The following is a 26690-nucleotide window of genomic DNA, read 5'->3' on the forward strand; positions in this document are numbered from 1 at the left end:
AGGGAGAACGCGGTGATGTCATCCGTCCTGCCCGTGGCGCCGACCCGTGGCCGCCTCAGGCCGCTCGGACTCGACGAGGTCAGGATCACCGGGGGCTTCTGGGCCCGGCGACGGCACACCAACACGACCGCCACGCTCGACCACTGCCGCGACTGGATGGACCGCGTCGGCTGGACCGGCAACTTCCGGGCCGCGGTCGAGGGCAGGATCGAACGGGACCGGCGCGGCCGGGAGTTCGCCGACTCCGAGGTCTACAAACTCCTCGAAGCCATGGCCTGGGAAGCCGCGAACGGCGGCGGTGCCGCGCTGGACGCCGCGATCACCGACCTCACCGACCTCGTCGCCCCCGCGCAGGACCCGGACGGCTACCTCAGCACCGCGTTCGGCCGCCCCGGACAGCCCGCCCGCTACAGCGACCTGGAGGAGGGCCACGAGCTGTACTGCCAGGGGCACCTCATCCAGGCCGGCGTCGCCCAGGCCCGCGCCCGGGGCGAGGGCGAACTCGCCAAGATCGCCCAGCGGGCCGCCGACCATGTGTGCGCCACCTTCGGGCCGGGCGGCATCGAGGGCGTCTGCGGCCACCCCCAGATCGAGTCGGTCCTCGTGGAGCTGGCCCGCCTCACCGGGCGACAGCGCTACCTCGACCAGGCCGCGCTGTTCGTCGACCGACGCGGCCACGGCACCCTCACCGAGGGCGAGTTCGGCCGCGCCTACTTCCAGGACGACCTCCCCGTACGCCGCGCCACGACGCTGCGCGGCCACGCCGTCCGCGCCCTCTACCTCGCCGCCGGCGCCGTCGACGTGGCCGTGGAGACCGGCGACGACGAGCTGCTCGCCGCCGTCGTACGCCAGTGGGACAACGCGGTCGCCCGCCGCACCTACCTCACCGGCGGCATGGGCTCGCACCACCGCGACGAGTCCTTCGGCGACGACTTCGCCCTGCCCCCGGACCGCGCCTACTCCGAGACCTGCGCCGGCGTCGCCTCCGTGATGCTCGGCTGGCGGCTGCTGCTGGCCACCGGCGAGCCGCGCTTCGCCGACCTGGTCGAACGGACCCTGTTCAACGTCGTCGCGACCTCCCCGGCCGAGGACGGCCGGTCCTTCTTCTATACCAACACCCTGCACCGGCGGCACCGGGGCGTCGTACCGCCGAAGGACGCCGACAGCCCGCGCGCCGACTCGGGGCTGCGCGCCCCCTGGTTCGCCGTGTCGTGCTGCCCGACCAACGTGGCCCGGACCCTGGCGCAGTTGCCGGCCTATCTGGCGACGGCGGACGACGAGGGCGTGCAACTGCACCAGTACGCCGACGCCGACATCGCCACCTCCCTCACCGGCGGGCCGGGCGTCGCCCTGCGGGTCCGCACCGACTACCCCTCCGGCGGGACCGTCACCGTGCGGATCGGACGCTCCCCGGACCGGCCCTGGACCCTCTCCCTGCGGGTGCCCCGGTGGGCGACGGGCGCCACCGCCTCGCTGGTCGACCCGGACGGTGTGCGCCGCCCGGTCGCCCCGGGCACGGCGGCCCTCACCCGGGTCTTCCGGCCCGGTGACGAGGTACGCCTCGAACTCCCCGTCGCCCCGCGCTGGATCCGCGCCGACCCCCGCATCGACGCCGTACGCGGCACGGTCGCCGTGCAGCGCGGGCCGCTGGTGTACTGCGCCGAGTCGGTCGACCTCCTCGAAGGCAACGATGTCGACGCCGTACGGGTGGACACGTCCGTCGACCCCGAGGACGGGCCCGGCGGTACGGCTGACACCGCCGCCACCGTCGTGGTCGCGGGGGAGGTCGCCGGGGGTGCGGGGCCGAGCGCGCGGGCGTGGCCGTACGAGCCGCTCGGGCACGCCCCGCAGGAGCCGCCGGCCGAGCGCACCGGGATCGTCCTGGTGCCCTACCACTCCTGGGCCAACCGGGGCCCCTCGACGATGCGGGTGTGGCTGCCGACGACCGAGGAGGGGCCGCCCCAGCGCCCGGACGGCGGCACCGGATCCGCCCCCGACCCCGGACCCGGCCCCGACTCAGGCCCCGACTCCGCCCCCGACCCCGCCTCAGGGAGGTAGCCGTGCCCGGACCCCGAAGACGGCGTCGCGCCAGGGCTCTGGCCGGGGTGCTGGCCGCCGGGCTGCTCGTCACGCTCGTCGCCGTTCCGGCCGAGGCGGACAACTCGGCGATCGGGTACCCGGTCTACTCCGGATCGGCCGAGCCCGTACCGGAGTTGCCCGCCGGCTTCACGGTGCGCCGTACGATGCGCGCCCAGTACGACGCCGACCGAGGAGCCGGGGACGGCACCGATTTCTGGATGGACCGGATGCTGGCCCGCAAGGGCGACGACCCGGCGGGGGACTGGCTGTTCACCCGAGGCCGGGCGGTGTTCATGAAGGAGCACGACCCCGGCCGGCTGGGCTTCGCCGGGCAGGTCGCGTACTGGGAGAGCATCGACAACCGGTCCGCGTACACGGTCGACCTGGTGGTGGACGGTGAGCGGCTCACCCTCCGGGAGGACGTGGCCGCCCGTGTCCAGACGCCGAGTCACTGGCGCGGCGAGTTCACCCACGAGGCGACCGGGCTGAAGGTCGTCCAGACCAAGTTCATCACCGACGCCAATGTCGCCGTGACACGGCTGGCCCTGACCCACACGGGTTCCGGCAGCCGTGAGATCACCCTGCGGGCCTCGTCCCCGTACACCGGCACCCCGGAGGGCCGCGAACTCACCGGCACGGTGCCCGCGAAGAACAACCTCACCACGGTCTTCCCCCGGCTCAGCGGGGACGGCTTCACCTCCGACGGCGACACCCTGACCCGCACTGTCACCGTCCCGGCCGGCCGCACGCTCACCACCAAGGTCCAACTCGGCTTCGTCACCGAGGAGATCAGCGCGTCCCGGCCGGCGTACGAGGCGGTGCGCACGGCGTCCCCGGGTGCCGCCTTCCGCGCGCATGTGCAGGCGTACAACCGCTGGTGGGCCGAGAACCTGCCCTTCATGGACCTCCCGGACGACAACATCGAGAAGACGCTCTACTACCGCTGGTGGCTGCTGCGGTACAACTACCTCGACGCCGACATCCCGGGCAGCGACTACCAGTTCCCCACCTCGATGGAGGGGGTCCTCGGCTACAACAACGCCATCGCGCTGACCGTCGGCATGTTCGTGGACGACCTCAAGTACCTGCGGGATCCGAGCTATGCGTACGGCCCGTGGGTGTCCGTCGGCGAGGTGTCGAAGAACGGGAAGTACACCGACAACCCCGGCGACCCGGAGAACTGGTCCAACAGCTACACCCAGTACATCTCCGAGGCCGCCTGGCGCTCCTACCAGGTGCACGGCGGCCCCGACGGCATCCCGCGCAACCTCGCCCGGTACGCGGAGAAGGACGTCGAGGGCCAGCTCGCGGCCTACGACCACGACGGCAACGGGCTGATCGAGTACGACTGGGGCGCGATGACCGGCAACGACGCCGACGCGGTGTCGTTCGACTGGAAACCGGGGAACCTGGACCGCGCCGAGTCGGCCTACGTGTACAGCAACGCCATGGCGTCGGCCCGCGCGTACGACGTCCTCGGTGAGAAGGCGGGGGCCGACAGGATGCGGAGCGTCGCGCAGCGGGTGAAGGACGCGGTCCTCGAACACCTCTGGGACCCCCAGGACAAGCTGCTGAAGCACCGGCACGTGGCGAGCGACAGCCTGGTGCCCTGGAAGGAGATCAACAACTACTACCCGTACAGCGTGGGCCTGATGCCCACGCCGGACGAGGACCCCCAGTACCTCGAAGCGCTGCGGCTGTGGGCGGACGCGAAGCAGTACCCGGTCTTCCCGTTCTTCACCGCCAACCAGGCCGACAAGGCGGAGGCCGCCGAGCAGGGCCACCCGGGGAGCAACAACTTCTCCGTCATCAACTCCACGGTCACCTTCCGCTTCCTCTCCTCCGTGCTGCGGAAGTACCCCAACCGCTATATCGACCGCACCTGGTACAAGAAGCTGCTCTCCTGGAACGCCTGGGCCCACTACGTCGACGGCGACAACCGGTGGCCCGACCAGAACGAGTTCTGGGCCGACGGCGGTGCCGACCCGCAGAAGATCGGCTACCGCTCCTGGATCCACCACACCATCCTCGGCACCACCAACTGGACCGTGATCGAGGACGCGATGGGCTTCCGGCCCCGCGACGACCGGAAGGTCGAGCTGTCCCCGATCGACGTCGACTGGCCCCACTTCGCCGTCACGGACATCAACTACCGGGGCACCGACGTGGCGGTGATCTGGGACGAACCGGGCGACGGGAAGCGGCCGTACGGCCGTCAGGTCCCCGAGGGCTACTCCCTCTACCTCGACGGCAGGCTCGCCCTGACCGCAGACCGGCTCACCCGGCTCGTCTACGACCCGGTCACCCGCGAGGTCACCTTCCCCGACGGCGGCGGCGCCAAGGCCCGCACCACCGGGCTGCGGACGGCCGTCGCGGCACCGCAGGACGTCGAGTTCGGCCGAAAGGACCGCGTCACCGACCTGTTCGCCAAGGCCGGGCGCGACCTGACCGGCACGGCGACGGAGAACCTCGCCGCCGGTGCCACGGCCCGCGCCTCCCACGAGGCCGAGGGGCGGGGCACGGCCGGGGCCGTCGACGGGTTCACCGTCAACGAGCCCCACTGGGGCGCACGCGGCTCGGGGAACGCCGAGGACTGGTACGAGATCGACTTCGGACGGCCCCGCGCGGTCGACGACGTCCGGCTGTACTTCTCCAGCGACAAACGGCCGGGCGGGTACGCCGAGCCCGCGCTCTACACCGTGGAGTACCAGGACCGGGAGGGCCGCTGGCGGGACGTGGCCCGGCCCGTCAAGACGCCCACCTATCCCCGGGCCAATCTGAACCAGGTGCGCTTCACGAAGGTGACCGCGCAGAAGCTGCGGGTGTCGATGCGGCACCGCGACGGGCACACCAGCGGCCTGAAGGAGATCCAGGCGTTCCACACCGGTGCCCGGCCCCCGGCGGCCCGCGACCGCGCCCCCTACGTCGAGGCGTGGCGGGACACCACGTACAGCCGTCCCGGGCAGGTGCGGCTCACCGGCATCGTCGAGGACGACGGCCTGCCGGAGGGGAAGCTCTCCGCCGTGTGGGAGGCGGTGGACGGGCCCGACGGCGGCACCGTCATCTTCGAGGAGCCGGGCACGCCGACGACTGTCGCCCGCTTCACCGCGCCCGGCACCTACACCCTCCAACTCACCGCCACGGACGGCGCGTCGGGCTCCTCGAAGAAGGTCGTGGTCAGAGCCGAGGGGCTGTCCGACGGGCAGGTGAACGTGGCGCCCTCCGCGACCCCCACCGCCTCCTACACCTCCGGCTGGGAGTCGATCGCCGCGATCAACGACGGCCGGGAACCCGCCTCCTCCTCCGACGCCCCGCGCTGGGGCAGCTGGCCGCAGAAGGGCACCCAGTGGGTCCAGTACACCTGGGCCGACCCGGTCCGCGTGGACGGCTCCGACCTGTACTTCTTCCGCGACGCCCAGCCCGGCGCGGGCGACGGCGTCGGCGTGCCCGCGTCCTGGGTCATCGAGTACCGGGACGGTGACACCTGGCGCGAGGTGGCCGCGCCCAGCGGCTACGGCACCACTGAGGACGGCTACAACAGGACCACCTTCACCCCCGTCACGACGACGGCCCTGCGCGCCCGGCTCACCGGGCACCCGAACCTGGCCCTCGGGGTCCAGGAGTGGAAGGTGTACGCGCAGACGCCGGAGGCGGCGCGCGAGGTCCACGTCCCCACCCCGCGCGGCACGGTCCCCGAACTGCCGGACGAGGTGACGCTGGTGTACGAGGACGGCGCCACGGCCCGCTCACCCGTCGCCTGGCCCGCGCTGACGGAGGAACAGGTCGCGGTGGGAGGCACCAGCGTCCGGATCACCGGGATCGCCGACCTCGCGGCACGCCCGGTCACCGCGACCGTGTGGGTACGGCAGACCGACGCGGTCGAGATCACCAGCATCGCCGAGGAGCATGTCACCACCCGGGCCGGCCGGGCGCCCACCCTCCCGGCGACCCTCGTCGCCACCTACAACGACGGCTCCAGGGACAGCCGTGTCGAGGTCACCTGGGACCCGGTGGAACCGGGCCGGTACGACGAGCCCGGCACCTTCGAGGTGAGGGGGACCGTGGCGGGCACGACGTACCGCGCGACGGCGACGGTCACCGTGACGGGCACCCTCACCTCGTCGTGACCACCCCACCCCGCCCCAGCGCCCGCCACATCCCCCACATCCTCCACCCGCTGAACCAGAGAAGATCGGAGTCGAGAGCATGTCCCAACCCCCCACCAGGCGACGGCTGTTGAGCCTGGCCGCCGGCGCGGCCGCCGTCGGCCCGCTCACGCAGGCCACCTCGCTTGCCCACGCCGCCCCGGCCCATCGAGCGTCCGCCCAGACGCACGCCGCCCCGCTGCCCACCCCGGCCACCTGGTCGGTGCACCCCTTCCCGCTGGACCGGGTCACCCTCGGCGACGGCGTGTTCCGGGCCAAGCGCGACCTGATGCTGAACTACGCCCGGTCCTACCCGGCCGACCGCATCCTGGCCGTCTTCCGCGCCAACGCCGGACTCGACACCCGGGGAGCCCGTCCGCCGGGCGGCTGGGAGACCTCCGACGGCAATCTGCGCGGCCACTACGGCGGCCACTTCCTCACCCTCGTCGCCCAGGCGTACGCCGACACCCGAGAGGCGGCACTCAAGAGCAAACTGGACTATCTGGTCGCCACGTTGGGGGAATGCCAGACGGCGCTGGCCGAGCGCGGCACGCCGAGACCCAGTCACCCCGGCTTCCTGGCGGCGTACCCGGAGACGCAGTTCATCCTGCTGGAGAGCTACACCACGTATCCGACCATCTGGGCGCCGTACTACACCTGCCACAAGATCATGCGGGGTCTGCTCGACGCCCACACCCTGGCAGGGAACGCGCAGGCCCTGACCATCGCCTCAAAGATGGGCGACTGGGTGCACAGCAGGCTCGGCGGGCTGCCCAGGGCGCAACTGGAGCGCATGTGGTCCATCTACATCGCCGGCGAGTACGGCGGCATGAACGAGGTGATGGCCGACCTGTACGCCCTCACCGGCAAGCCCGAACACCTGGCCGCCGCGCGCTGCTTCGACAACACCGCGCTGCTCGACGCCTGCGCCCAGGACCGGGACATCCTCGACGGGCGTCACGCCAACCAGCACATCCCGCAGTTCACCGGCTACCTGCGACTGTTCGACGAGACGGGGGAGGAGCGGTACGCCGAGGCGGCGCGCAACTTCTGGGGCATGGTCGTCGGACACCGGACCTACAGCCTCGGCGGCACCGGGCAGGGCGAGATGTTCAAGGCCCGCGACGCCGTCGCGGCCACGCTGTACGACAAGAACGCCGAGACCTGCGCGACGTACAACATGCTGAAACTGAGCCGGCAGCTGTTCTTCCGGGAGCCGGACGCGGCCCGGATGGACTACTACGAGCGGGGGCTGACGAACCACATCCTCGCCTCCCGCAGGGACACCGCGAGCACGAGCAGCCCGGAGGTCACCTACTTCGTGGGCATGGGCCCGGGAGTCGTGCGCGAGTACGGCAACACCGGCACGTGCTGCGGCGGCACCGGCATGGAGAACCACACCAAGTACCAGGACTCGGTGTACTTCCGCTCCGCCGACGGCGGCGCGCTGTACGTCAACCTGTACCTCGCCTCGACCCTTCGGTGGCCGGAGCGCGGGCTCGTCGTCGAACAGACGAGCAGCTATCCGGCGGAGGGCGTGCGCACCTTGATCTTCCGCGAGGGCGGGGGCCGGCTCGATCTGCGACTGCGGGTGCCGTCCTGGGCCACGGCCGGGTTCACCGTGACGGTCAACGGGGTGCGGCAGCCGGTCGAGGCCGTGCCCGGGTCGTATCTGTCGCTGAGCCGGGAGTGGCGGCGCGGCGACCGCGTCGGGATCTCCGCGCCGTACCGGCTGCGGGTGGAGCGGACCCCGGACGACCCCACGATCCAGTCGGTGTTCTTCGGCCCGCTGCTGCTGGTCGCGCAGAGCGCGGAGGCCGAGTTCCGCGGCTTCTCCTTCTACAAGGACTTCACCCTGCGCGGTGATCTCGCCGACGCCGTTCGCCCCGAGGGCAGGCCCCTGCACTTCACCACGCACGGGCTCACCCTCGCGCCGTTCTTCGTCGGGAACGACCTCTCCTACCACGCCTACTTCCGGCGCTCCGAGCCCGCGGTGGTGTTCGGTACGGCCGGCTCCGGGGTCCCGAACCGGAGCCGTGGGGACGGGCTGACCTTCCTCGACGTGCTCTGGGCCCGGGCGCCCTTCGCGACGTCCGAGGCGTTCGTGGGGGCGGTGCGGGCCCTCGCCGATGGCTGGGTGGCCGAGGGACGGTTCACCGCGGCCGAGCGGGACGCGGTCGTCGCCGCCGCGGTCCGGGCCGGTCTTCGCCGCTGACCGCGCGCGAAGGGTTGACGTGTACGGGACGAGATGGGTTCATGGGAGCGCTCCCATAGCTTCATCTCCTCGGCACCCCCCACCCCTTGATGCCTGACTTTCTCGGCGCCCACCCCCACCTGGAGTCGCAGTGAGAACTGGAAGAAACCCCCTGAGCACGCTCCTGGCCGGCCTCGCGAGCATGATCGCGCTCACCCTCCTCGGCGTCCTCGCCCCGGCCGTAGCCCTCGCCCAGTCGGCCCCCGACGTCCGGGCCACCGGCCTGCACATCAGCGACGGCCGGCTGCTGGAGTCCAACGGCAACGACTTCGTGATGCGCGGCGTCAACCACGCCCACACCTGGTACCCCGGCGAGACGCAGTCGCTGGCCGACATCAAGGCGCTCGGCGCCAACACCGTCCGCGTCGTCCTCTCGGACGGGCACCGCTGGACGAAGAACAGCCCCGCCGACGTGGCGAACGTCGTCGCCCAGTGCAAGGCCAACCGGCTCATCTGCGTCCTGGAGGTGCACGACACCACCGGGTACGGCGAGGAGGCCGCCGCCGGCACGCTCGACCACGCCGCCGACTACTGGATCGGCCTCAAGGACGTCCTCGCCGGCGAGGAGGACTACGTCATCGTCAACATCGGCAACGAGCCCTGGGGCAACACCAACCCCGAGGGCTGGACCGCCCCCACCAAGGCCGCCGTGCAGAAGCTGCGGGCCGCCGGCTTCCAGCACACGATCATGGTGGACGCGCCGAACTGGGGCCAGGACTGGCAGGGCGTCATGCGCGCCAACGCCCAGTCCGTGTACGACGCCGACACCACCGGCAATCTGATCTTCTCGATCCACATGTACAGCGTCTTCGACACGGCCGCCGAGATCAACGACTACCTGAGCGCCTTCGTGAACGCCGGACTGCCGCTCCTCATCGGCGAGTTCGGCGGTCCCGCCGACCAGTGGGGCGACCCCGACGAGGACACCATGATGGCCGCCGCCGAGCGGCTGGACCTCGGCTATCTGGCCTGGTCCTGGAGCGGCAACACCGATCCGATCCTCGACCTGTCGATCGGCTTCGACCCGACGCGACTCAGCGCCTGGGGCCAGCGCATCTTCAACGGCGCCAACGGCATCGCGCAGACGGCCGAGGAGGCCACCGTCTTCGGCGGCGGCACCCCGGGCGACACCCAGGCACCGAGCACCCCCGGCACCCCGGCCGCCTCGGCGGTGACGGCGACGTCGGCCCAGCTCTCCTGGACCGCCGCCACGGACAACGTGGGCGTCACCGCGTACGACGTCGTCCGCGTCAGCGGCGGCACGGAGACCAAGGTCGCCTCGGCGACGGCCAACTCCGTCACCCTGACCGGCCTCACCGCCGACACCGCGTACACCTTCGCGGTCTACGCCCGGGACGCGGCCGGCAATCGCTCGCCCCGCTCGGCCACGGTGAACGTCACCACCGGCGGCACGCCCGCCGGTACCTGCTCCGTCGCCTACCGTGCCACCAACGAGTGGCAGGGGGGCTTCCAGGGCGAGATCGTCATCCGCAACACCGGCACCGCCGCCGTCAGCGGCTGGACCCTCGCCTTCACCTTCGCCAACGGCCAGACCGTCACCAACATGTGGGGCGGCACCGCTACACAGAGCGGAGGCTCGGTGAGCGTGAAGCCCGCCTCCTACACCTCCACCATCCCGGCCGCGGGGTCCGTGACGGTCGGGTTCATCGGGAGCAAGGGCACCACCAACACCGCGCCCACGGCCTTCACGCTCAACGGGGCGGCCTGCGCGAGCAGTTGACCACCCCGGTGAGGTGACCGGTTCTCGCGGGCCGGCGGTTCATGCCAGGTGACCCTGGCCCGCGAGGTGACCGGCGGGGGCCTGCTCGCGGCCCCCGCCGGTCACATCAGCGTCGTACGAGCGTGATCCGGTACGCCCGGGTGCGTGAGCCGTCCTCGCTCGTCACGGTGACGACGGCGGACGTTCGGCCGTCGCGTTCCACGGAGACGGTCGCATAGGGATCGCGCGCCGTCGCCGTGACCTGCGCCCGGCCCGGGTCGTCGGTCGCCACCCGGTAGGCGGTGGTGTCGGGGTCGAAGGACCCGATCGGCCGGCCCGCGACCTCGATCCCGCCGGCGGCCGCGTCCGAGGAGGCACCGGCGGTCTTGGCGTACACCTCGATCTCGCCCATGGTGATGTAGCCGCCCGGACGCGCGGTCATGACGACGCGCACATCGGTCACCGGGCCCCCGGCGAGCGGGACGTCGATCACCGGGGTGCCTTCCGTGCCGACCGCGACGGGGTCGCCCGCGTCCGTCCACGGACCGTTCTCGGTGGCGCGGACCTGCACCTTCAGGCTCTCCGGGAAGGAGACGTTGGTCCCGTCGCGGTTGAAGTGGGCGACGATCCGGGTGAGGTCACGGGCCTTCGGCAGACCGAAGGTGATGGTGTCGGACGGGTTCTTGGTGCCCGACCGCCAGTTGGACCAGGCCTTCTCGGCGGTGGTGCCGTTGCGCAGCCGCTCGGCGGAGTAGCCGCTCTCGGTGTAGGAGGCGCCCACGGAGACGGCCGGGTCCGTCGCGATGTTGCTCCGGGTCGCCTCGGTGACCTGGACCCGCACGGTCGCCTCGGCCGTACCGCCGCCGACGACCTCCGCGCTGCCCGACAGGGTCACCACCCCCACCTCGTCGAACGCCCCCTCGGGAGCCGCGTCCCAGCTCACCGGGAGGGTGGTCCGACCGCCGTGCCGGCCGACGCCGACGACCGTCGCCGGCAGCTCCGGCGCGCCGCCCACGTACGTCTTGGCACGGGCGGGCAGCGTCGAGGCGATCGTGTCGACGGTGACGAGGACCTTCGCGGGGTGCTTCCGGCCGAGGGCGTCGGTCGCCTCACCCGTCACGCGTACGGTCCCGGGCTTGCGCCACTTCCGGTCCGACGGCAGCTCCCACTCCACGGGCAGGCTGCCCCGGGCGCCGTCCCGATAGACCGGGGTCACCGTCTCCGGCAGCTTCGGCCGCAGACCGGGGACGGTGAACGCCTCGGCCCGCTCGGTGCGCAGCACGGTCTCGTCGGCCACCGTCCAACGCTGGTTCGCGGCCGAGGTCGGGGTGTACGTCGACACCTTGGCGCCGTCCGCCGAGGAGCTCCCGGTGACGTCGAGGAGGCGGCCGGTGGCGGCGTTCACGAAGGTCCAACTGCCGTCGCCCGTGGTCGAGATGATCCACTGGGCGGCTGCGGGGACCTCGCCGTCGGCCGGGTCCTCCAGGACGGCCTGGTGGTCACGGACGGCGAGCCGCCTGCCGGTGCGGGCGTCGGCGAGGGCGTAGCGCTCGCGGTTGTCGTGGCCGGGGGTCAGCTGCTCGACGGACCAGAGCTGCCGGGCGTCGGCGGCGTCGGTCGTGCGGATGACGACGCCGGTGCCCTCCTCCGACGGGGTCAGCGACTTGCCGCTCTGGGCGCCCTGGAGCCGGTACACATGGCCGGGCTGGACGAGCGCGGCGTCCTTCGCCACCCCGCTGACGCCGTCGACGAGGAACGTGGTCACGGACTTGGCCGGCACGTCGAGAGTGGCCGCACGGTCCTTCACCCGGACCGGCGTGCCCTCGACGAGGGCCCCGTCGGCGCTCGTCACGACGGGGGTGACGGTGGCGCGGGAGGAGACCTTGCCGAAGCGCGAGAGGTCGAGGGTGACGGAACGCCCGGTGGTGCCGCTGTTGACGTGGACCACGCTGGCCGCACGGCCGGACTTCCTGACGGCGGCCACGCTGGACGGGTCGTCCACCTTCACGAAGTGGTCGCCCGGGCGGATGTGGTGGGTGAAGTTGCGGATGGTGTGGAACTTGGAGTTGGCCCGGATCGGACAGGTCTCCAGGGTGTCCGTGGCCGTGCAGTTGAACGGCACATGGATGCTGCCCCAGTTCTTGCCGGCCGCCGCCTGCGGGATCGAGTCCTCGATCGGCTGCCAGAACACCCAGGCGGAGGGCTCCAGTTCCCGCATGTCGTCGACCATGCGGGTGGCGATGCCGAGGCCGGGCTCCATGCCGGTGAAGTCGGTGCCGGTGCCCCAGGTGCCCTCGACCTCGCTCATCCAGAGCTTCTTGTCGGCGCCCTTGGCGATGTCACGGGCGCTGGTGCGCATGCCGGTGCCGTACGTGTGCACGTTCAGCTGGGGGAGCGCCGCCCGCGCGGAGGTGTCGTACGCGTTCCAGTTCTGGGTGAAGATCGTGGGGTTGGTCTCGTCCATCGCGGAGATCTCGGCGTCGGTCGCCGCTCCCTCCAGCGCCTTGTCGAGCGCGAGGACGACCTTCTGCTGGAGCACGGGGCCCGCGTGCGCGCCCTCCTGGCGGCCTCCGGTGGGCTGGCCGTTCGCGCCGATCTGGGTGCCCCAGTAGTTGGTGTTCGGCTCGTTCAGTGGGGCGATGGTGTCGAAGTCGATGCCGTGCCGCTTCTCCAACTCCTCGGTGACGCGCACCAGATAGCCGGCGAACTCGTCGACGCGGTCGGCGCGGATCTGGTCCGTGTTCGCGTCGAAGCCGCCGGAGACATAGCCGCTGACGGTCTGGAACCAGGGCGGCGAGTTGCTGAACGCCTCCCAGGTGTCGACCTTGTCCTTGATCTGGTCCACCCACCAGCGCTGGCCCTGGTCGGCGTCCCAGTTCCAGTGGTCGGGGTCGTTCGGGTCCCACCACTCCATGTCCTGCCGGGTGGTGCCCTCGGGGGCCTTCCAGAAGCCGTCCATCGTCGCGCCGGCCTTCATGTAGTCCTTGCGGACGTCCGGGGCGTTGCCGCCGCCGATGTTGTAGCGGGCGATGGTGAGGCCGAGGCCGTCCTCGCCGAACAGCATGTCGACGAGCCGTCTTCGGATGGGCTCGGGGTAGTTCCCCGTGGCGTTGGCGAACCAGACGAGGCTGGTGCCCCAGCCCTCGAACTCCTGCTGCCGGTACGACGGGTCGATCCGCACGGTGACCGCGCCCGGCGCCGCCTGTGCCGCCGGTGCCGAAGTGTCCGCGCTCGCCGTGGGCGCGGTCACGAGGCCCGCGCCGAGTACCAGGGGGGCCGTGGCTGCCAGAGCCCGGGCGATGCGATGTCGTGGGGTCACGACACTCCTTCCACAACACAGAGGCGAACGCGATCTCGTTGACATGCCCAAAACACGTGCTTAGCATTCAGGAAACTGAAAGCGCTTTCTAGCCCTTGTGTGCACGGATTCACGCGAATTCGCAGGACCCAGGAACGTCCCCCACTCGTCCCGGGAGGAACCACATGAGGTCGTCGTCACGCACGCTTTCCGCACTCACGCTCGCCCTGCTGCTCGCAGCGGCCGCGCACGTCGAGGCCGGAGCGGCCGCCGACGCGCGGTCGGCCCCGCTCGCGGAGACGTCCCCCACCGGCTTCGCCGCCGTCAACGCGCTCGGACAGAACGGCACCACCGGCGGGGCCGGCGGACCCACCGTCACCGCCACCACCACCGAGCAGTTCCTGCAGTACATCGACACCACGGGCCCGCTGGTCATCCGGGTCCAGGGCACGATCGACATCACCAGCAAACAAGGCGTCCGCCCGAACAAGACCATCATCGGGGTCGGTCCCTCGGCCGTCATCGACGGCGGCGGCCTGGAGTTCTACCGCTCCTTCAACGTCATCGTGCGGAACATCAGGTTCACCAACGCCGAGGACGACGCCATCAGCGTGGGCCGGGAGTCCCACCACATCTGGATCGACCACAACGAGTTCGTCGCCCCGCTCGACGGGGCGGTGGACGTGGTCCGCGCCGCCGAGTACGTCACCGTCTCCTGGAACTGGTTCAACAAGACCGACAAGAGCATGCTGCTCGGGCACTCCGACGGCAACGGCAGCCAGGACACGGGCAAGTTGAAGGTCTCCGTCCACCACAACTTCTTCGACGGCTCACGGCAGCGGCACCCCCGGGTCCGGTTCGGCGAGCCGGTGCACGTCTACAACAACTACTACAAGGGCAACGCCATCTACGGCGTCGCCTCGACGATGAACGCGGGCGTCGTCGTCGAGGGCAACCACTTCGAGGGCGTCCCCCACCCCTGCTATTCCGCGAGCGGCTACGACGCCTCGGGACCGGGCCGACTGGTCCAGCGCAACAACGTCTTCGCCGGCTCCGGCACGTGCGAGACCAACGGCACGGTCGTCGAGCCCCGCACGTACTACGCGTACACGCTGGACCCCGCCGCGGACGTCCCGGCCCTCGTACGGGCCGGGGCAGGCACCGGAAAGATCGGTGCCTGAACTCCCCCCACCCCCCCCACGAAAACTGGAGAGCCCCATGAACTCACCGCGCAGGAAGGTGGTCATGGCCGCCCTGGCGGCCGTGCTGCTCGCCGGACCCGGTGTCGCGCAGGCTGCCCCGCAGGCCGGGCCCGTGCCCGGCGAGCGGGCGGCGGCCGCCACCATCACCTGGACCCTCGTACGGGCGAGCAACCCGACACAGGACCAGCAGTCGGCGTACGCCACCATCACGGCCGCCATGAACGCGGCCGTCGCCCGGTACAACAACCTCAGCGACCTCGGCAAGACCATCACCGTCCGCTACGAGCCGGGCGTCCCCACCGCCGACGGCAACATCAACGGAACCATCCGCTTCGGCTCCAACCGCAGCTACATGAACGAGCGGACCGCGCTGCACGAGATCGCGCACACCATAGGCGTCGGCACCAGCGCGGGCTGGTCGCGGCTGGGCGGCAGCGGCACCTGGACCGGCTCGGGGGCCACCGCGCTGGTCCGGCAGTACGACGGGGCGAGCGCCAAGATCTCCACCGGCGGCGGCCACTTCTGGCCGTACGGGCTGAACTACGACAACGAGTTCTCCGGCACGGCGGCCGACCGGCACGTCCGGATCGTGTCCGCGATGGTGAGCGACGGACTGTGAGTCGTGTGCGGGCAGCGGTGGTTGGTGCCTGGTGACAAAGGGGCCGACGGTGGCTGCGTTGTTGTGAGCATGGGACGGTGGGGCCGCTCGCGCGGTCCTACCGTCCCAGCATGAACACGAGTCGCAGCAAGGGAAAGAACCTGAGGGCGCTGCGCGGTGCCGCGCTGGCGGTGCTGCTGACCGTCGGAGCGGTCACCGGGGCAGCCCCGGACGCCCGGGGCGACAGCGCACGCACCGAGACGGCCGTCGCGTCGACGAGCCCCGTCGACGGGGTGACCGAGACGCTGGTCCGGGTGAGGGCGCCCCTGCCGGCGTCCTTCGGGGCGCGACCGGCGGCGTGCGACTGGCTGTCGTACCTGCGCTACCGATCCGCCGACGGGCCCGCCGCCTCGGCCGACGCCGACCGGATCCTCGTCGCCCAGCCGGGCATCCTGGAGGGCGCCGGAGCCTTCGACAGCGTCGCCCGCAACACCGTCGCCCGCGCCGCCGAACAAGGACGGCACATCGAGTTCTGGGCGCTGGACCGGCGCTCCAACTGCCTGGAGGACCGCACCGGCGTGGCCTCCGGCGACCAGCACACGGCCGTCGACTACTACTACCGCGACAAGCAGGTCGACGGCCACACCTTCGACGGCTTCGTCGGCAACGGCGAACTGGGCTGGATGGCGAAGCTCGGGATCGAACGGACCGTCCGCGACCAGTACGAGCTGCTCACCGCCGAACTGCCCGACCCGCGGGTGCGCAAGGAGAAGCTGCTGTGCGGAGGGCACTCGCTGGGCGGGGTGATCACCGGCTACTTCGCGACCGCCGACTTCGACGGCGACCGGACCACCACGGCCGACGCCGGGCACCGGCAGTGCGGTGGCTGGTTCGCCCTCGACACCACCGTCTCCACCTCCCTCGCCGACCTCAGCGGCAGCATCCCGGACGACACCAACCTGCCCGACATCGGCCTCGGCTACGGCGCCGTGCAGGCCGGGCTCGACAGCGGGGTCCTCTCCCGCACGCTCTCCGCGCCGGTGCTCCTCAACCCCGAGATGATGACCCTGCTGGCCATCACCGGCCTCGGCGCGCTGCAGGACCCGGACGGGGAGGCCACCCTGCCGGACTACCTGCCCCTGAACACCAACATCGAGGTCACCAACCGCTTCCTGTTCTCCGAGGACACCGCCACCTTCCTCTCCGGCTCACCGGCGGTGAAGGACTTCCGGCTCACCAACGAGGCGGTCCTCGGCGCGCTGATGGACGACCACTCGGTGCCGCTGGCGTTCCTCCAGAGCAGCGTGGGCTTCTTCGACGGCGGCCCGATCGTCGACAAGAACTTCCCCGTCGCCAACGGGAGTTCCGCGCAACCGGCGCTGTTCGGCAGCGAGTACAAGGCCATCCCCGACCGGCCCGGCGGGCCGCTCTACTCCTGGCGCAACTACGACCGGGTCGGCGACCCCGACGACCCCGGCTACCGGTCGGCCGACGGGACCCCGTTCACCGACGCGGGCAAGGAGGTCACCGACATCCAGGAACTGGCCCGCAGCATGGCCCAGCAGCCACTGGACTTCACCGAGCAGTACTTCCCGACCAAGCTCGTCACCGACCTCCAACTCGCCACCTCGCCGCAGGTGAAGCGGCTCGTCGTCCACCCGGACGGGCTCACCGCCAACCCGACGCTCACCGTGCTCGCGGGCGACGGACTCCTGGCGGGCCGGGTCCCGGCCGACCTGGACCCGGTGGTCGCCGACGGCTACCAGCACCTGGACGTGCTGACCGCCGCGCCCACCCAGAACAACGGCCGCCCCGAGCCCGTCTCGACGAGCCTGACCGAGTTCGCGCGGAACCCCAACTAGCCCTCGCCGCACATCGGTTCACCCCATGGAAGAAGGGCCCGGGAGGATCTCTCCTCCCGGGCCCTTCACCTTGTGTCCACCGGTGGGCCGGGGCCTCAGACCTTCGTCGCGGCGAAGGCGGCCGCCGCGTCGGCGTTCGCGGTGTAGCCGAGGTGGGCTCCCACATCGCCGCCGCCGTTCTCGCACACGGGGTCGCCGGCGGCGCAGAAGTCGATGGTGCGGCTCTGGTAGGTGCCGGTGATGCTCTTGCCGATGGCCCGGATCGGGTTGCCGAACAGCAGCACCGCGGAGACCCTCGGTTCGAGCGCGGCGGGGATGGTCGCCACGATGGGACTGCCGACGACCGCGCCGGCGCTGCTGATGCCGATGGAGTTGTCGACGACGTTCGCGCCCTGCGAATAGCCGACCAGGATGAAACGCTGGTTCGGGCAGGAGGACGCCTGGCTCCTGACGTGGTTCACCAGATCCGTGTTGCCCTGCGCGGCCGAGGTGAGGGAAAGGTCCGCAGGGTAGTTCACCTTGTAGCTGGACAGTGATTTGCCGGTGATTTTCCTTTGCAGCGCGGAATACACGGGGTCACCGACGATGAAGCCGAGCGTGCCCGGCTCGAAGGTGCCGCGTGCGGCGACGACGTCGATGTCCGTGCAGGCCGCGGCCGTGGCGGCGGGCGCCGAGACGGTGGCCAGTCCGGCCCCGCCGACCAGTGAGAGCGCGGCGAGACACAAGCGGATACGCATGGGGATCCTTTGAGGGTGGGGCGCGAGGAGCGCCTGCGGAAAGGACGTCCCGAAGCTATTCGCTGGATCGTGCCGAGTGTTATGGATGGAAATTCAGGAATCAGTTTTCTTTTTGCGCTGAGGTGAGCGCGAGAATCAGGTCCAGACGGGTGCCGGGGTCGTGCAGGGCGTCTCCGAAGAGTTTCTCCAACTGACGCAGGCGGTAGCGGACCGTCTGCGGATGGATATGGAGACGAGCGGCTACATCGGGCACGTTGCTGCCGCTGAGCAGCCACGCGAGGAGCGTCTCGGCCAGTCGGCCCCGGGGCCCTTCCGCCACCGCCTCCAGCGGGGCCAGCGCGCGCGTCTGGAGCCGCGCGAGCAGCGGTTCGTCGCTGTACAGCAGCAGCGTCGACAGATGGTCGGCGCAGCGCACCACACCCTGCCGGGGCAGGATGCCGCGCCCCATCAACCCGAGCGCCCGGGTGGCCCAGTGCAGCGACCGGGCGGCCTCCGTGAGCGGAACCGACGGCCCGATCGCGGCCGGCCGCCCCCGCAGCGCGAGCGTGAACGCCCTGCCGCCGAAGCCGCCCGAGCCGTCTGGGTCGGGCACAAGCATCCGTGGTGGCCGGGACTCCATGTCCACCAGCGCCCCGGCGGCGGCCAACGGCCGCTCCTCCCGCCGGTCGGGCGAGGCCGCGAGGACGACGACCGCGACGTGCGTCGGCACGGACCACCGGGCGCCATGCGCCAGGTCGCGCACCGCCTCCGGCAACACCGGCCTCTCGCCCAGCAGCAGGGCGAGCAGCCGCCCTCGGCGCCGTTCCAGCTCGTCCGTGCTGCGCAGCTGCCCCTCCGCGTACCCCGCCGCCGCGGCCTCGGCCACCTCGTGCACCGTCCGGAACGCCAGTTCACCCAGCCTGGCCATGACCGAGGAGTCCAACCCGAGTTCCTCCGTCGTGCGGCCCAGCAGCCGCCAGGCGTGCAGCCCTCCGACCCGCAGCGCGGACTGCAGTGTTTCGAGGCTGTGGCCCTCCAGCGCCTCGCCACGCCCCAGCTCGTGATAGATCGCGGTGATCGAGTCTCCCCGGCCGCGCGGATCGGCGATGTGGTCGACGAACAGGGTGAGCGCCTGCACGACCCCCGATCTGAGCAGTGCGCGGCTCGCTCCGTCGAGCGACCGGGAGGCGTACTCCGGGACCTGTCTGCACACCTCCTCCTCCACCTGGTCGGCGACATCCTTCAAATGTTCGCGCAGCAGTTTGACCAGTTCGGGCGGCACCGGGGCGGCGCCGGGACCGTTCGGTACGCCGTACGGCGGGACGGGGGCAGCCACGGCGGACCCTCCTTTCACCCGGAGGCGGCTCACCCGCGGGCCGGTGCCCGTGGGGCGAGGGACAACTCCTGGGTTGGACGGACGTCCCCTGCGCTCCGTTCCGTGCCCCGACGGCAGCGGCCTCACGCCGGCACCCCCAGCGCACCGGCGAGCATCGGCCATGATGCGCCGAACTCCCGCTTCCAGTAGGCCCAGCCGTGCCCTCCGCCCGCGTAGAAGTGGGTCGTCACCGGCACCCGGAGCGACGCGAGCGTGTCCGTGAAGGCGTGGGCGGACGGCCAGAGCAGGCTCTCCAGCGCCTCGGGGAGCCAGTCGCCGATACCGCCGACCACTCCGCTGCCGCTCGACACGTACAGGGGGGTGCCGCGCAGCCCCGCCGCCCGGGAACGCGGGTTGAAGTCCCGCCAGGTGAGCACGTTCAGGATCGGGCTGCCCCACAGCGACCGGGGCGCCAGGTTCTCGCGGGACACGATGGCTTCCATCAGGTTCGGCACCCCGGGTGCCATGGTGTCGAGGATGCCGCTGTACGAGGCCGCCGCGGCGAACCTCCCCGGGTGACGTGCCGCGTGGGCCATCGCGCCGTAGCCGCCGGTGGAGACACCGGCGATCACCCGGACCCCGGACGCGCGGTAGTCGCGGGCGAGCAGCGCGGGGACCTCGGAGACCTGGAACGTCTCGTAGTCGGGTCCGTCGTGCCAGGCGGTGGGAATGCCGGTCGGCCCCGCGTCCGGCATCGCCACGATCAGCTCCCGGCCGGCGGTGAACGCCTCGATGTCCGTCTCCCGGGTCCAGGACGTGTGGTCGTCGTGCGCCCCGTGGAGGAGGTACAGCACGGGATACCTCCGGGCGGGCAGCGCGTCGAAGGAGGAGGGGAGGATCAGCCGCACCGGGGCGCTGCGGCCCAGGGCCGCCGAGGGGAGGGAGACGTCGAGGGTCCGGGGGCCGAGGCGGGTGACGGTGCCGGGGGCGGTGCCTGGGGCGGGGGTGGTGGTCGTGGTGGCCGCCCGGCCGGGGCGCCGGGTGGGGGTGCGGGGCGCCGCCGCCCCGGCGGTCCGGGTGGTCGCGGCACCGAAGAGGGCGGCCACGCCGGTCACGGCGGCCGCTCTGGTGAGGGCGCGACGGGACATCGCGGTGGTGCGGTCGGTGGCATCGGACATGGCGGCTCTCCTCGGCTCGGGGTCAACGGTGTTCCTCGGCGAGCTCCCGCCGCAGATGGGCGGCGATCTCGTCGACGTGCGGGGGGTCGAGCAGCGACAGATGGTGACCCGCGACCCGGACGACCGTCAGACGCGGGCACACCTCGTCCCAGCCGAGCGCCTCGTCGTCCCGCTCGTACGAGGGGTCGCGCACGGTGTGCGGGGCCGGCTCGGTGGCCCGGTACAGCACCACCCGCCCGTCGTGGCGGCCGGGTCGGTGGGCCTCGCCGATCCGCAGGTCCACATAGGAGGACCGCTGGTGATCGAGGGCCGCGCGCGGCACGTCGACGGCCTCGCGCAGGGCCCCCAGTACGGTGTCGATTCGCTCGCCGTCGTCCTCGGTCGCGGCCAACTCGTCGTACGGCAGCTCCAGTTCGACCCCGTAGGTGTCGGCGACGTGGCGCGCGAAGCCGGTGAGGTGGGCGCGGATCCGCTCGCCCGGTGTCTCCTCGGCGCGGGGGAGCGGCCGCACGGAGTCGATGAGCACCACCAGCCGCACCTCCCGCCCGGCGGCCGTGAGCTGCCGGGCCGCCTCCTGTGCGACGAAGCCGCCGAACGACCAACCGCCCAGCAGGCAGGGCCCGTCGGGGTGCACGGCGGCCACGGCCTCGGCGTACCGCCGGGCCTTCTCGACGACCGTACGGGCCTCGTCGACCCGCTCCATCCCGTACACCGGCCGCTCCCCGCCGAGCCGTTCGACGAGGCCCCGGTAGACGTCGGTGGTCCCTCCGGCTGCGTGGACGAGGAAGAGCGGGGGCCGGGAGCCGGAGGGGTGGAGGGGGCGGAGGAGGGGGCCCAGGGGACGGATGGGCTGGGGCAGGGGGTGCTCAGCCGTCACCGCTGAGGGTGGTGCGACCGGGGTGGCTTCGGCCGGCCCCTCCTCCCTCGACAGTGCCCGCTGGATGCGGGACGCCGTCACCTCGACCGTGCCGGCGCCCAGGAGGTCGCGCAGGGGGAGTTCGATGTCGAACTCGCGTTGGAGGGCGGAGCGGATGCGGACCGCCATCAGCGAGTCCAGGCCCAGTTCGGCGAAGGCGGTGGCCGGGGTGATACGGGTCGCCGGGTGCCCGGTGACGGCCGCGATGTGGTGACAGAGGCGAGCCGAGACGGAGGCGTCCCGCTCCTGCCCGGTGGGCCACGTCGTGGGCGCGGGCCCGACGTCCGGGCCCTCGGTACGGCCCTCCCACGCCGCGCGGTCCCCGCCCGCGACCCCCGCCCGGCCGTCCGTCCACCAGTGCCGTGCGTGTCGCCAGCGCGGCGCGGGCAGGTCGATGACGCGCCCTGCAGGCCGCGGGAGCCGCGACCCGGCGGTGTGCAGGGCGCCCAGCCGGCTCAGGAAGTCGGCGGAGGTGTCGGCGTCCCGGTGGAGCGTGCCGAGGGCGAGGGCGCCGGGCGCGTTGTCCGTGATCGCCCGGGCCAGGACCGGGTGGGGGGAGAGCTCGACGAACGCGGTGTGGCCGTCGGCGGCGGCCGCGGCGACCGCCCGGTCGAGACGCACGGGCCGCCGCAGGTTGGCGGCCCAGTGCGCCGCGTCGAACACGCAGTCGCCGCGCGGATCGTCCAGCACGGTCGAGTAGACCGGGACACGGGGGCGCCCGCCCCGGAGGTCGGCCAGCTCCGCCGTCAACTCCGGCAACAACGGGTCCACCTGGGCCGAATGGCCCGCCCCGACCACCCGCATCGCCCGCGCGGCCCGCCCCTCCTTCTCCAGCCGCTCCACCAGCCGGGCCACCGGCTCGCCCTCCCCGGTCACCACCTTCTGGCAGGGGGAGGAGTGCACGGCGACCTGGACCCCCGGGAAGTCCCGCTCCAGCAGCGGGAGTTCGGTGTCGTCGAGGTCCACCACGGCCATCGCCCCGCCCCGCAGCCCGCTGAGCAGCCGGGCCCGTACGGCCACCACCCGGGCCGCCTCCGACACCTCCAGCGCGCCCGCGCACACCGCCGCGGCCACCTCGCCCACGGAGTGCCCGATGACGGCGGCGGGTTCGACACCGTACGCGCGCCACAGCTCCGCGAGCGCCAACTGCAGCCCCAGGAGGACGGGTTGGGCCACCTCCAGACGGTCGAGGTCGTCGCCGGAGGCCAGGTGCTCGTAGAGGGAGAGCCCGCATTCGGGGGCCAGTTGTCCGTCCAGTTTCTCCACGGCCGCGGCGAAGGCGGGCTCCTCGGCGAGGAGCCGGCGTCCCATGCCGGTCCACTGGCTGCCGTACCCGGAGAACACCCACACCGGCCCGCGCCCGACGACATCCCGGTCGTCCACCAGCACCCGCGTGTGGGGTCGTCCGGCCGCCAACGCCCGCAGCCCGTCCGCCAGTTCCGCGCGGTCCCCGGCGACGACCGCCGCCCGCACAGGCCCCCGGCCCGTCCGCCCGGCGAGCGTGCGCGCCACGTCGGCGGGGTGCGCGGCGCCGCCCTCGGGCGTGTCCAGCCAGTCGGCGAGCCGGCCGGCGGTGTCGCGGACCCGGTCGGCGTCGACGTCGGAGAGGAGATGGAGGCGGGCCGGGGGTTCCTCGGCCGGGGGCGGCAGCAGGGCGCCCGGCCGCCATTCCTCCAGTACGGCGTGGGCGTTGGTGCCGCCGAACCCGAACCCGGAGACCCCGGCGGTGGCCGTGCCGCCGTACCGGGGCCACGGCTCGGCCTCGGTCACGACCCGCAGCCGTGCGTCGGCGTCCAGCGCGCTGCCCTCGGCGCAGTGCAGCGAGGGCGGGATCAGGTCGTGGTGGAGCGCGAGCACCGTCTTCACCAGCCCGGCGATGCCCGCGGCGGACTCCAGGTGGCCCAGGTTTCCCTTGACGGAACCGAGGAGCAGGGGCTGGTCGGGGTCGCGGCCCGTGCCGAGGACGGCGTCGAGCGCGCCCGCCTCGATGGGGTCGCCGAGCGGGGTGCCGGTGCCGTGCGCCTCGACGTGGTCGATGTGTGAGGCGGAGAGCCCGGCCCGCGCGTACGCGGTGCGCAACAGGGCCTGCTGGGCGGCCGGGTTGGGAGCCAGGAGGCCGTTGGAGCGGCCGTCGGAGTTGACGGCGGTGGCCCGGACGACGGCGAGGATCCGGTCGCCGTCCCGTTCGGCGTCGGACAGGCGCTTCAGCAGGACCGCCGCGCAGCCCTCGCCCCGGCCGATGCCGTCGGCCGCCTTGGAGAACGGTTTGCACCGGCCGTCCGGCGCGAGGGCACCCGCCCGCCGGAACGCGACGGTGACGGTCGGCGAGAGCAGCAGGTTCACCCCGGCGGCGATCGCGAGATCGCTCTCACCCGTGCGCAGACTGACGCACGCCTGGTGCACGGCCACCAGCGACGACGAACACGCGGTGTCGACCGCCATGCTCGGCCCCCGTGTGTCCAGGACGTACGCCAGTCGGCCCGCCGCCACGCTCAGCGCCCCGCCGGCCGGCGCCCAGGGGTCGACGGCGGCCGGGTCGGCGCCGGTGAGCTGCCCGTACTCGGGCGCGGAGACACCGACGAAGACGCCGGTGGCGCTGCCCGCGAGGGACCCGGCCGGGACGGCGGCGTGGTCGAGGGTCTCCCGTACGATCTCCAGGAGAATCCGCTGCTGCGGGTCCATCACCGCGGCCTCGCGCGGGGTGATACGGAAGAAGTCGGCGTCGAACCCGGCGATGTCGTCCAGGTAGCCGCCGTACGGGAGGGCGTCGGCGGGCGGGTACGGCGTGAAGTCCCGCCACCGGTCCTCCGGGACGCGCCGGATCGCGTCGACACCGTCGAGGAGCGACCGCCAGTACTCCGCCGGGCCGTGCACCCCACCCGGCAGCCGACACCCGACCCCGACGACCGCGACGGGCTCACCGGGCGCGGGGGCCTGCCGTGACGGGGCCGCTACGGGAGCGAGGTCCGCGCTCGAAGCGAGGCCCAGCGCGGGAGCGAGGCCCGGTGCCGGAGCGGGGGCTGCGGTCGGGATCCCGTCCGTCACCGGGGCGAGGCCCGTACCCCGGACCCCGTCCGTCACCGGAGTGAGGTCCGCAGCCTTGCCGCACAGCCGGGCCACCAGCGCGTCCCCGGTGGGCGCCTCCCACAGGAGTGTCGCCGGCAGTTCGCGGCCCGTCGCCCGGGACAGTTCCCCGGCCAGCACGACCGCGTCCCGCGAGGACATCCCGAGGTCCGCGAGCGGCCGGTCCATCGGCACGTCCTCGGCGGCCCCGCCGTTCCAGGCGGCCACCTGCGCCGCGATCAGCCGCCGCACCACCCCTTCCCGGCCGTCGGCGAACACCCGCCCCGGACCGCCCGCGCCGGCCTCCCCGCTCCCGCTCCCGCTCGCCATCCCGTGCGCGTCCGCGCTGTCGCCCTTGCTCCTGCCCCGGCCCTCGTCCTGCCCCTCGCCCCCGCCTCCGCCCTCACCCACGACGCTCATCCCCCGACCCCCACCGCGTAGGCACCCGCCAGATAGCGCTCACGGGTCGACGCCCGTGAGACCTTCCCGCTGGACGTCCGGGGCACCGTCCCCGGCGGTACGAGGACGACGTCGGCGAGCCGCAGCCCGTGCCGGGCGGAGACGGCCGCGCGGACGGTCCGTACGAGGGCCGGCACGTCGATGTCGGCGAGCGGCACGGCCCGTGCGTGCTCCGCGACGACGACCACCCGTTCCCCGGCACCGCCCGGCACGCCGAACGCGGCCAGCCGGTCGCGCCGTACGGCCGGATGCGCCTCCTGGGCCGTGGCCTCCACGTCCTGCGGGTAGTGGTTGCGCCCGTCGACGACGATGAGGTCCTTCAGCCGCCCGGTGACGATCAACTGCCCGTCCAGGACGGTCCCCAGGTCGCCGGTCCGCAGCCATCCGCCCGGACCGGACGCGGTATCGGCGAGCTGGGCACCGAAGACCCGCCGGCTCTGCCGGTCCTGATTCCGGTAGCCCCGGCCGACGTTGGGGCCCTGCACCCAGATCTCGCCGACCTCTCCCTCGGCCAGCGCGACCCGTGTCACCGGGTCGGCGATCCGCACCCGCTGGCCCGCCGGCGCGCCGCAGCCGGCCAGCAGCACCGCCCTCGGGTCCTCGGGGCGCGCGGGCAGGGCCTTGCCGGCGGCCAGGGCGTCCCGGTCGAGCGCGAATCCGCGCAACGGTTCGCCGGGCCGGGCAGCGCTGACGAAGACGGTCGCCTCGGCCAGGCCGTACGACGGACAGTGCGTCTGCGGGGCGAGGCCCTGGGCGGCGAACGCGGCGTGGAAACGGTCGGCCGTGCCGGGGCGGACCGGCTCGCTGCCGTTGATCAGCGCCATGACCCCGTCCAGGCGCAGCCCCGCCTTCTGCGCCTCGGTGACGGCCGAAGCACAGTAGTCGTAGGCGAAGTTGGGCGCCGCGCTCAACGCGAGCGGATGGGCGGCCAGCAGCCGCAGCCAGCGCACGGGCTCGTGCAGGAACGCCACCGGGTCCATGAGCACCGACAACAGCCCCCGCACCACGGGCGCCGCGACACTGAGCACCAGCCCCATGTCGTGGTAGAGCGGCAGCCAGCCCACACAGGTCGCCGGGTGTGCGTCGGCACCGTAGGCGGACAGTGCCTGGCGGGCGTTGGCGACGACATTGGCATGGGTGATCTCGACCCCCGCCGGGGTGCGGGTCGAACCGGAGGTGTACTGGAGATAGGCGACGGCGGTGGCGTCGGGCGTGGCGGGCGGCTGTCCGTCGTCGGCGGCCGAGTCCGGGATCCGGTCCACGGCGACGACCCGCACCGCCCGCGCCTCACACAACTCCCGTACGTCGTCCAGGACTTGGGTCGTCGTGACGACGACCGCCGGGGACGCGTCGGCCAGCACCGCCGACAGCCGGTCGCCCTGTCCGGGCAGACCGGGCGGATACAGCGGTACGGCGACCAGCCCGGCGGCGAGCGCCCCGAGGAAGGCGGTGACGTACTCCGTCCCCTGCGGGCAGAGCACCGCGACCCGCTCCCCGGGCTCAGCCTCCGCCGCGAGCCGGGCGGCCACGGCCCGTACCCGCAGGTCCAGTCGGCGCCAGGTCAGGGTGCGGTGGACGCCGCGCGACTGCGGCGCGGGATGGTCGACGAAGGTGAACGCCCGGCGGTCGGGGGTGGTCTCGGCCCAGTGCCGCACATACTCCGGCAGACTGCGGAAGGCGGGCGCGAGCGGGGGGCGGGGGCTGTCCATCGGGCATGGCTCCTCACGTCGCGGAACGGCTTGCGGTCACAGCGGTGACGGGGGACGGCGGTGGCGGGGGACTGCGGACGGGGGTGGCGGGGGACGGGGTGGCGGGACCCGGCGGACTCGGCGGGACCCGGCGCGCCCGGCGCGCGCCCCGCTCACGCGTGGGCGCGCTCAGACGC

At 72.7% G+C, this 26690-nt stretch carries 13 protein-coding genes; 7 read left to right on the forward strand and 6 right to left on the reverse strand.

Annotated features, from left to right (window positions below; translation table 11 throughout):
* The first annotated feature begins 15 nt into the window (after positions 1-15).
* The 4 genes from PUR53_RS19615 (at position 16) to PUR53_RS19630 (ending at position 10219) form a co-directional block, all read left to right on the forward strand.
* Positions 16-2058, forward strand: a complete 2043-nt coding sequence (locus PUR53_RS19615) for a glycoside hydrolase family 127 protein (protein ID WP_329909079.1) — start codon at positions 16-18, stop codon at positions 2056-2058.
* A 2-nt stretch (positions 2059-2060) separates the two neighbouring features.
* Positions 2061-6206 carry an Ig-like domain-containing protein gene (locus PUR53_RS19620; protein WP_329909080.1) on the forward strand — a complete coding sequence of 1382 codons (4146 nt, stop codon included), beginning with the start codon at positions 2061-2063 and terminating at the stop codon, positions 6204-6206.
* Between the two features lie 79 nt (positions 6207-6285).
* Complete coding sequence (locus PUR53_RS19625; RefSeq protein ID WP_329909081.1) at positions 6286-8439, forward strand: glycoside hydrolase family 127 protein; 2154 nt, start codon at positions 6286-6288, stop codon at positions 8437-8439.
* A 181-nt stretch (positions 8440-8620) separates the two neighbouring features.
* Entirely contained in the window at positions 8621-10219 is a 1599-nt protein-coding gene (locus PUR53_RS19630; RefSeq protein ID WP_329897556.1) for a cellulase family glycosylhydrolase, read from the forward strand.
* Between the two features lie 106 nt (positions 10220-10325).
* Here PUR53_RS19630 and PUR53_RS19635 read toward each other — a convergent pair whose 3' ends face one another.
* Positions 10326-13517 (reverse strand): glycoside hydrolase, encoded by a 3192-nt coding sequence (locus PUR53_RS19635; protein WP_329909082.1) that lies wholly within the window; start codon positions 13515-13517, stop codon positions 10326-10328.
* 164 nt (positions 13518-13681) lie between these two features.
* Here PUR53_RS19635 and PUR53_RS19640 point away from each other — a divergent pair, with 164 nt between their 5' ends.
* The 3 genes from PUR53_RS19640 to PUR53_RS19650 all read left to right on the forward strand — a co-directional run bounded on the left by PUR53_RS19640 (position 13682) and on the right by PUR53_RS19650 (position 17158).
* Positions 13682-14677, forward strand: coding sequence for a pectate lyase family protein (locus PUR53_RS19640; RefSeq protein WP_329897471.1), 996 nt, complete (start codon positions 13682-13684; stop codon positions 14675-14677).
* Positions 14678-14714: 37 nt separating this feature from the next.
* Entirely contained in the window at positions 14715-15317 is a 603-nt protein-coding gene (locus PUR53_RS19645) for a hypothetical protein (protein ID WP_329897470.1), read from the forward strand.
* Between the two features lie 110 nt (positions 15318-15427).
* Positions 15428-17158: a hypothetical protein gene (locus tag PUR53_RS19650; RefSeq protein WP_329909083.1), complete on the forward strand. Its 1731-nt coding sequence runs from the start codon at positions 15428-15430 to the stop codon at positions 17156-17158.
* Between the two features lie 95 nt (positions 17159-17253).
* Here PUR53_RS19650 and PUR53_RS19655 read toward each other — a convergent pair whose 3' ends face one another.
* The 5 genes from PUR53_RS19655 to PUR53_RS19675 all read right to left on the reverse strand — a co-directional run bounded on the left by PUR53_RS19655 (position 17254) and on the right by PUR53_RS19675 (position 26514).
* Positions 17254-17895: a cutinase family protein gene (locus tag PUR53_RS19655; RefSeq protein ID WP_329909084.1), complete on the reverse strand. Its 642-nt coding sequence runs from the start codon at positions 17893-17895 to the stop codon at positions 17254-17256.
* A 100-nt stretch (positions 17896-17995) separates the two neighbouring features.
* On the reverse strand, positions 17996-19210 hold the full coding sequence (locus tag PUR53_RS19660; protein ID WP_329897467.1) for a PucR family transcriptional regulator: 1215 nt from the start codon (positions 19208-19210) through the stop codon (positions 17996-17998).
* Between the two features lie 122 nt (positions 19211-19332).
* Positions 19333-20367, reverse strand: coding sequence for an alpha/beta hydrolase (locus PUR53_RS19665; protein ID WP_329909085.1), 1035 nt, complete (start codon positions 20365-20367; stop codon positions 19333-19335).
* Positions 20368-20389: 22 nt separating this feature from the next.
* A complete protein-coding gene (locus PUR53_RS19670) occupies positions 20390-24676 on the reverse strand; it encodes an acyltransferase domain-containing protein (protein ID WP_443080333.1) in 4287 nt (1428 codons plus the stop codon).
* 86 nt (positions 24677-24762) lie between these two features.
* The gene (locus PUR53_RS19675; protein ID WP_329909087.1) at positions 24763-26514 is read right to left on the reverse strand and encodes a fatty acyl-AMP ligase; all 1752 of its coding nucleotides are present in this window, start codon (positions 26512-26514) and stop codon (positions 24763-24765) included.
* Positions 26515-26690 lie beyond the last annotated feature (176 nt).

It is taken from the genome of Streptomyces sp. SP18BB07 (assembly GCF_036322545.1).
Classification (GTDB): Bacteria; Actinomycetota; Actinomycetes; order Streptomycetales; family Streptomycetaceae; genus Streptomyces; species Streptomyces deccanensis.

Excerpts from the sequence above, each read along its gene's own strand:
- PUR53_RS19675 (WP_329909087.1), bottom strand. The coding sequence starts at position 26,514 with ATGGACAGCCCCCGCCCCCCGCTCGCGCCCGCCTTCCGCAGTCTGCCG.
- PUR53_RS19655 (WP_329909084.1), bottom strand. The coding sequence starts at position 17,895 with ATGCGTATCCGCTTGTGTCTCGCCGCGCTCTCACTGGTCGGCGGGGCC.
- PUR53_RS19650 (WP_329909083.1), top strand. The coding sequence starts at position 15,428 with ATGAACACGAGTCGCAGCAAGGGAAAGAACCTGAGGGCGCTGCGCGGT.
- PUR53_RS19640 (WP_329897471.1), top strand. The coding sequence starts at position 13,682 with ATGAGGTCGTCGTCACGCACGCTTTCCGCACTCACGCTCGCCCTGCTG.
- PUR53_RS19670 (WP_443080333.1), bottom strand. The coding sequence starts at position 24,676 with ATGGCGAGCGGGAGCGGGAGCGGGGAGGCCGGCGCGGGCGGTCCGGGG.
- PUR53_RS19645 (WP_329897470.1), top strand. The coding sequence starts at position 14,715 with ATGAACTCACCGCGCAGGAAGGTGGTCATGGCCGCCCTGGCGGCCGTG.
- PUR53_RS19625 (WP_329909081.1), top strand. The coding sequence starts at position 6,286 with ATGTCCCAACCCCCCACCAGGCGACGGCTGTTGAGCCTGGCCGCCGGC.
- PUR53_RS19665 (WP_329909085.1), bottom strand. The coding sequence starts at position 20,367 with ATGTCCGATGCCACCGACCGCACCACCGCGATGTCCCGTCGCGCCCTC.
- PUR53_RS19615 (WP_329909079.1), top strand. The coding sequence starts at position 16 with ATGTCATCCGTCCTGCCCGTGGCGCCGACCCGTGGCCGCCTCAGGCCG.
- PUR53_RS19630 (WP_329897556.1), top strand. The coding sequence starts at position 8,621 with ATGATCGCGCTCACCCTCCTCGGCGTCCTCGCCCCGGCCGTAGCCCTC.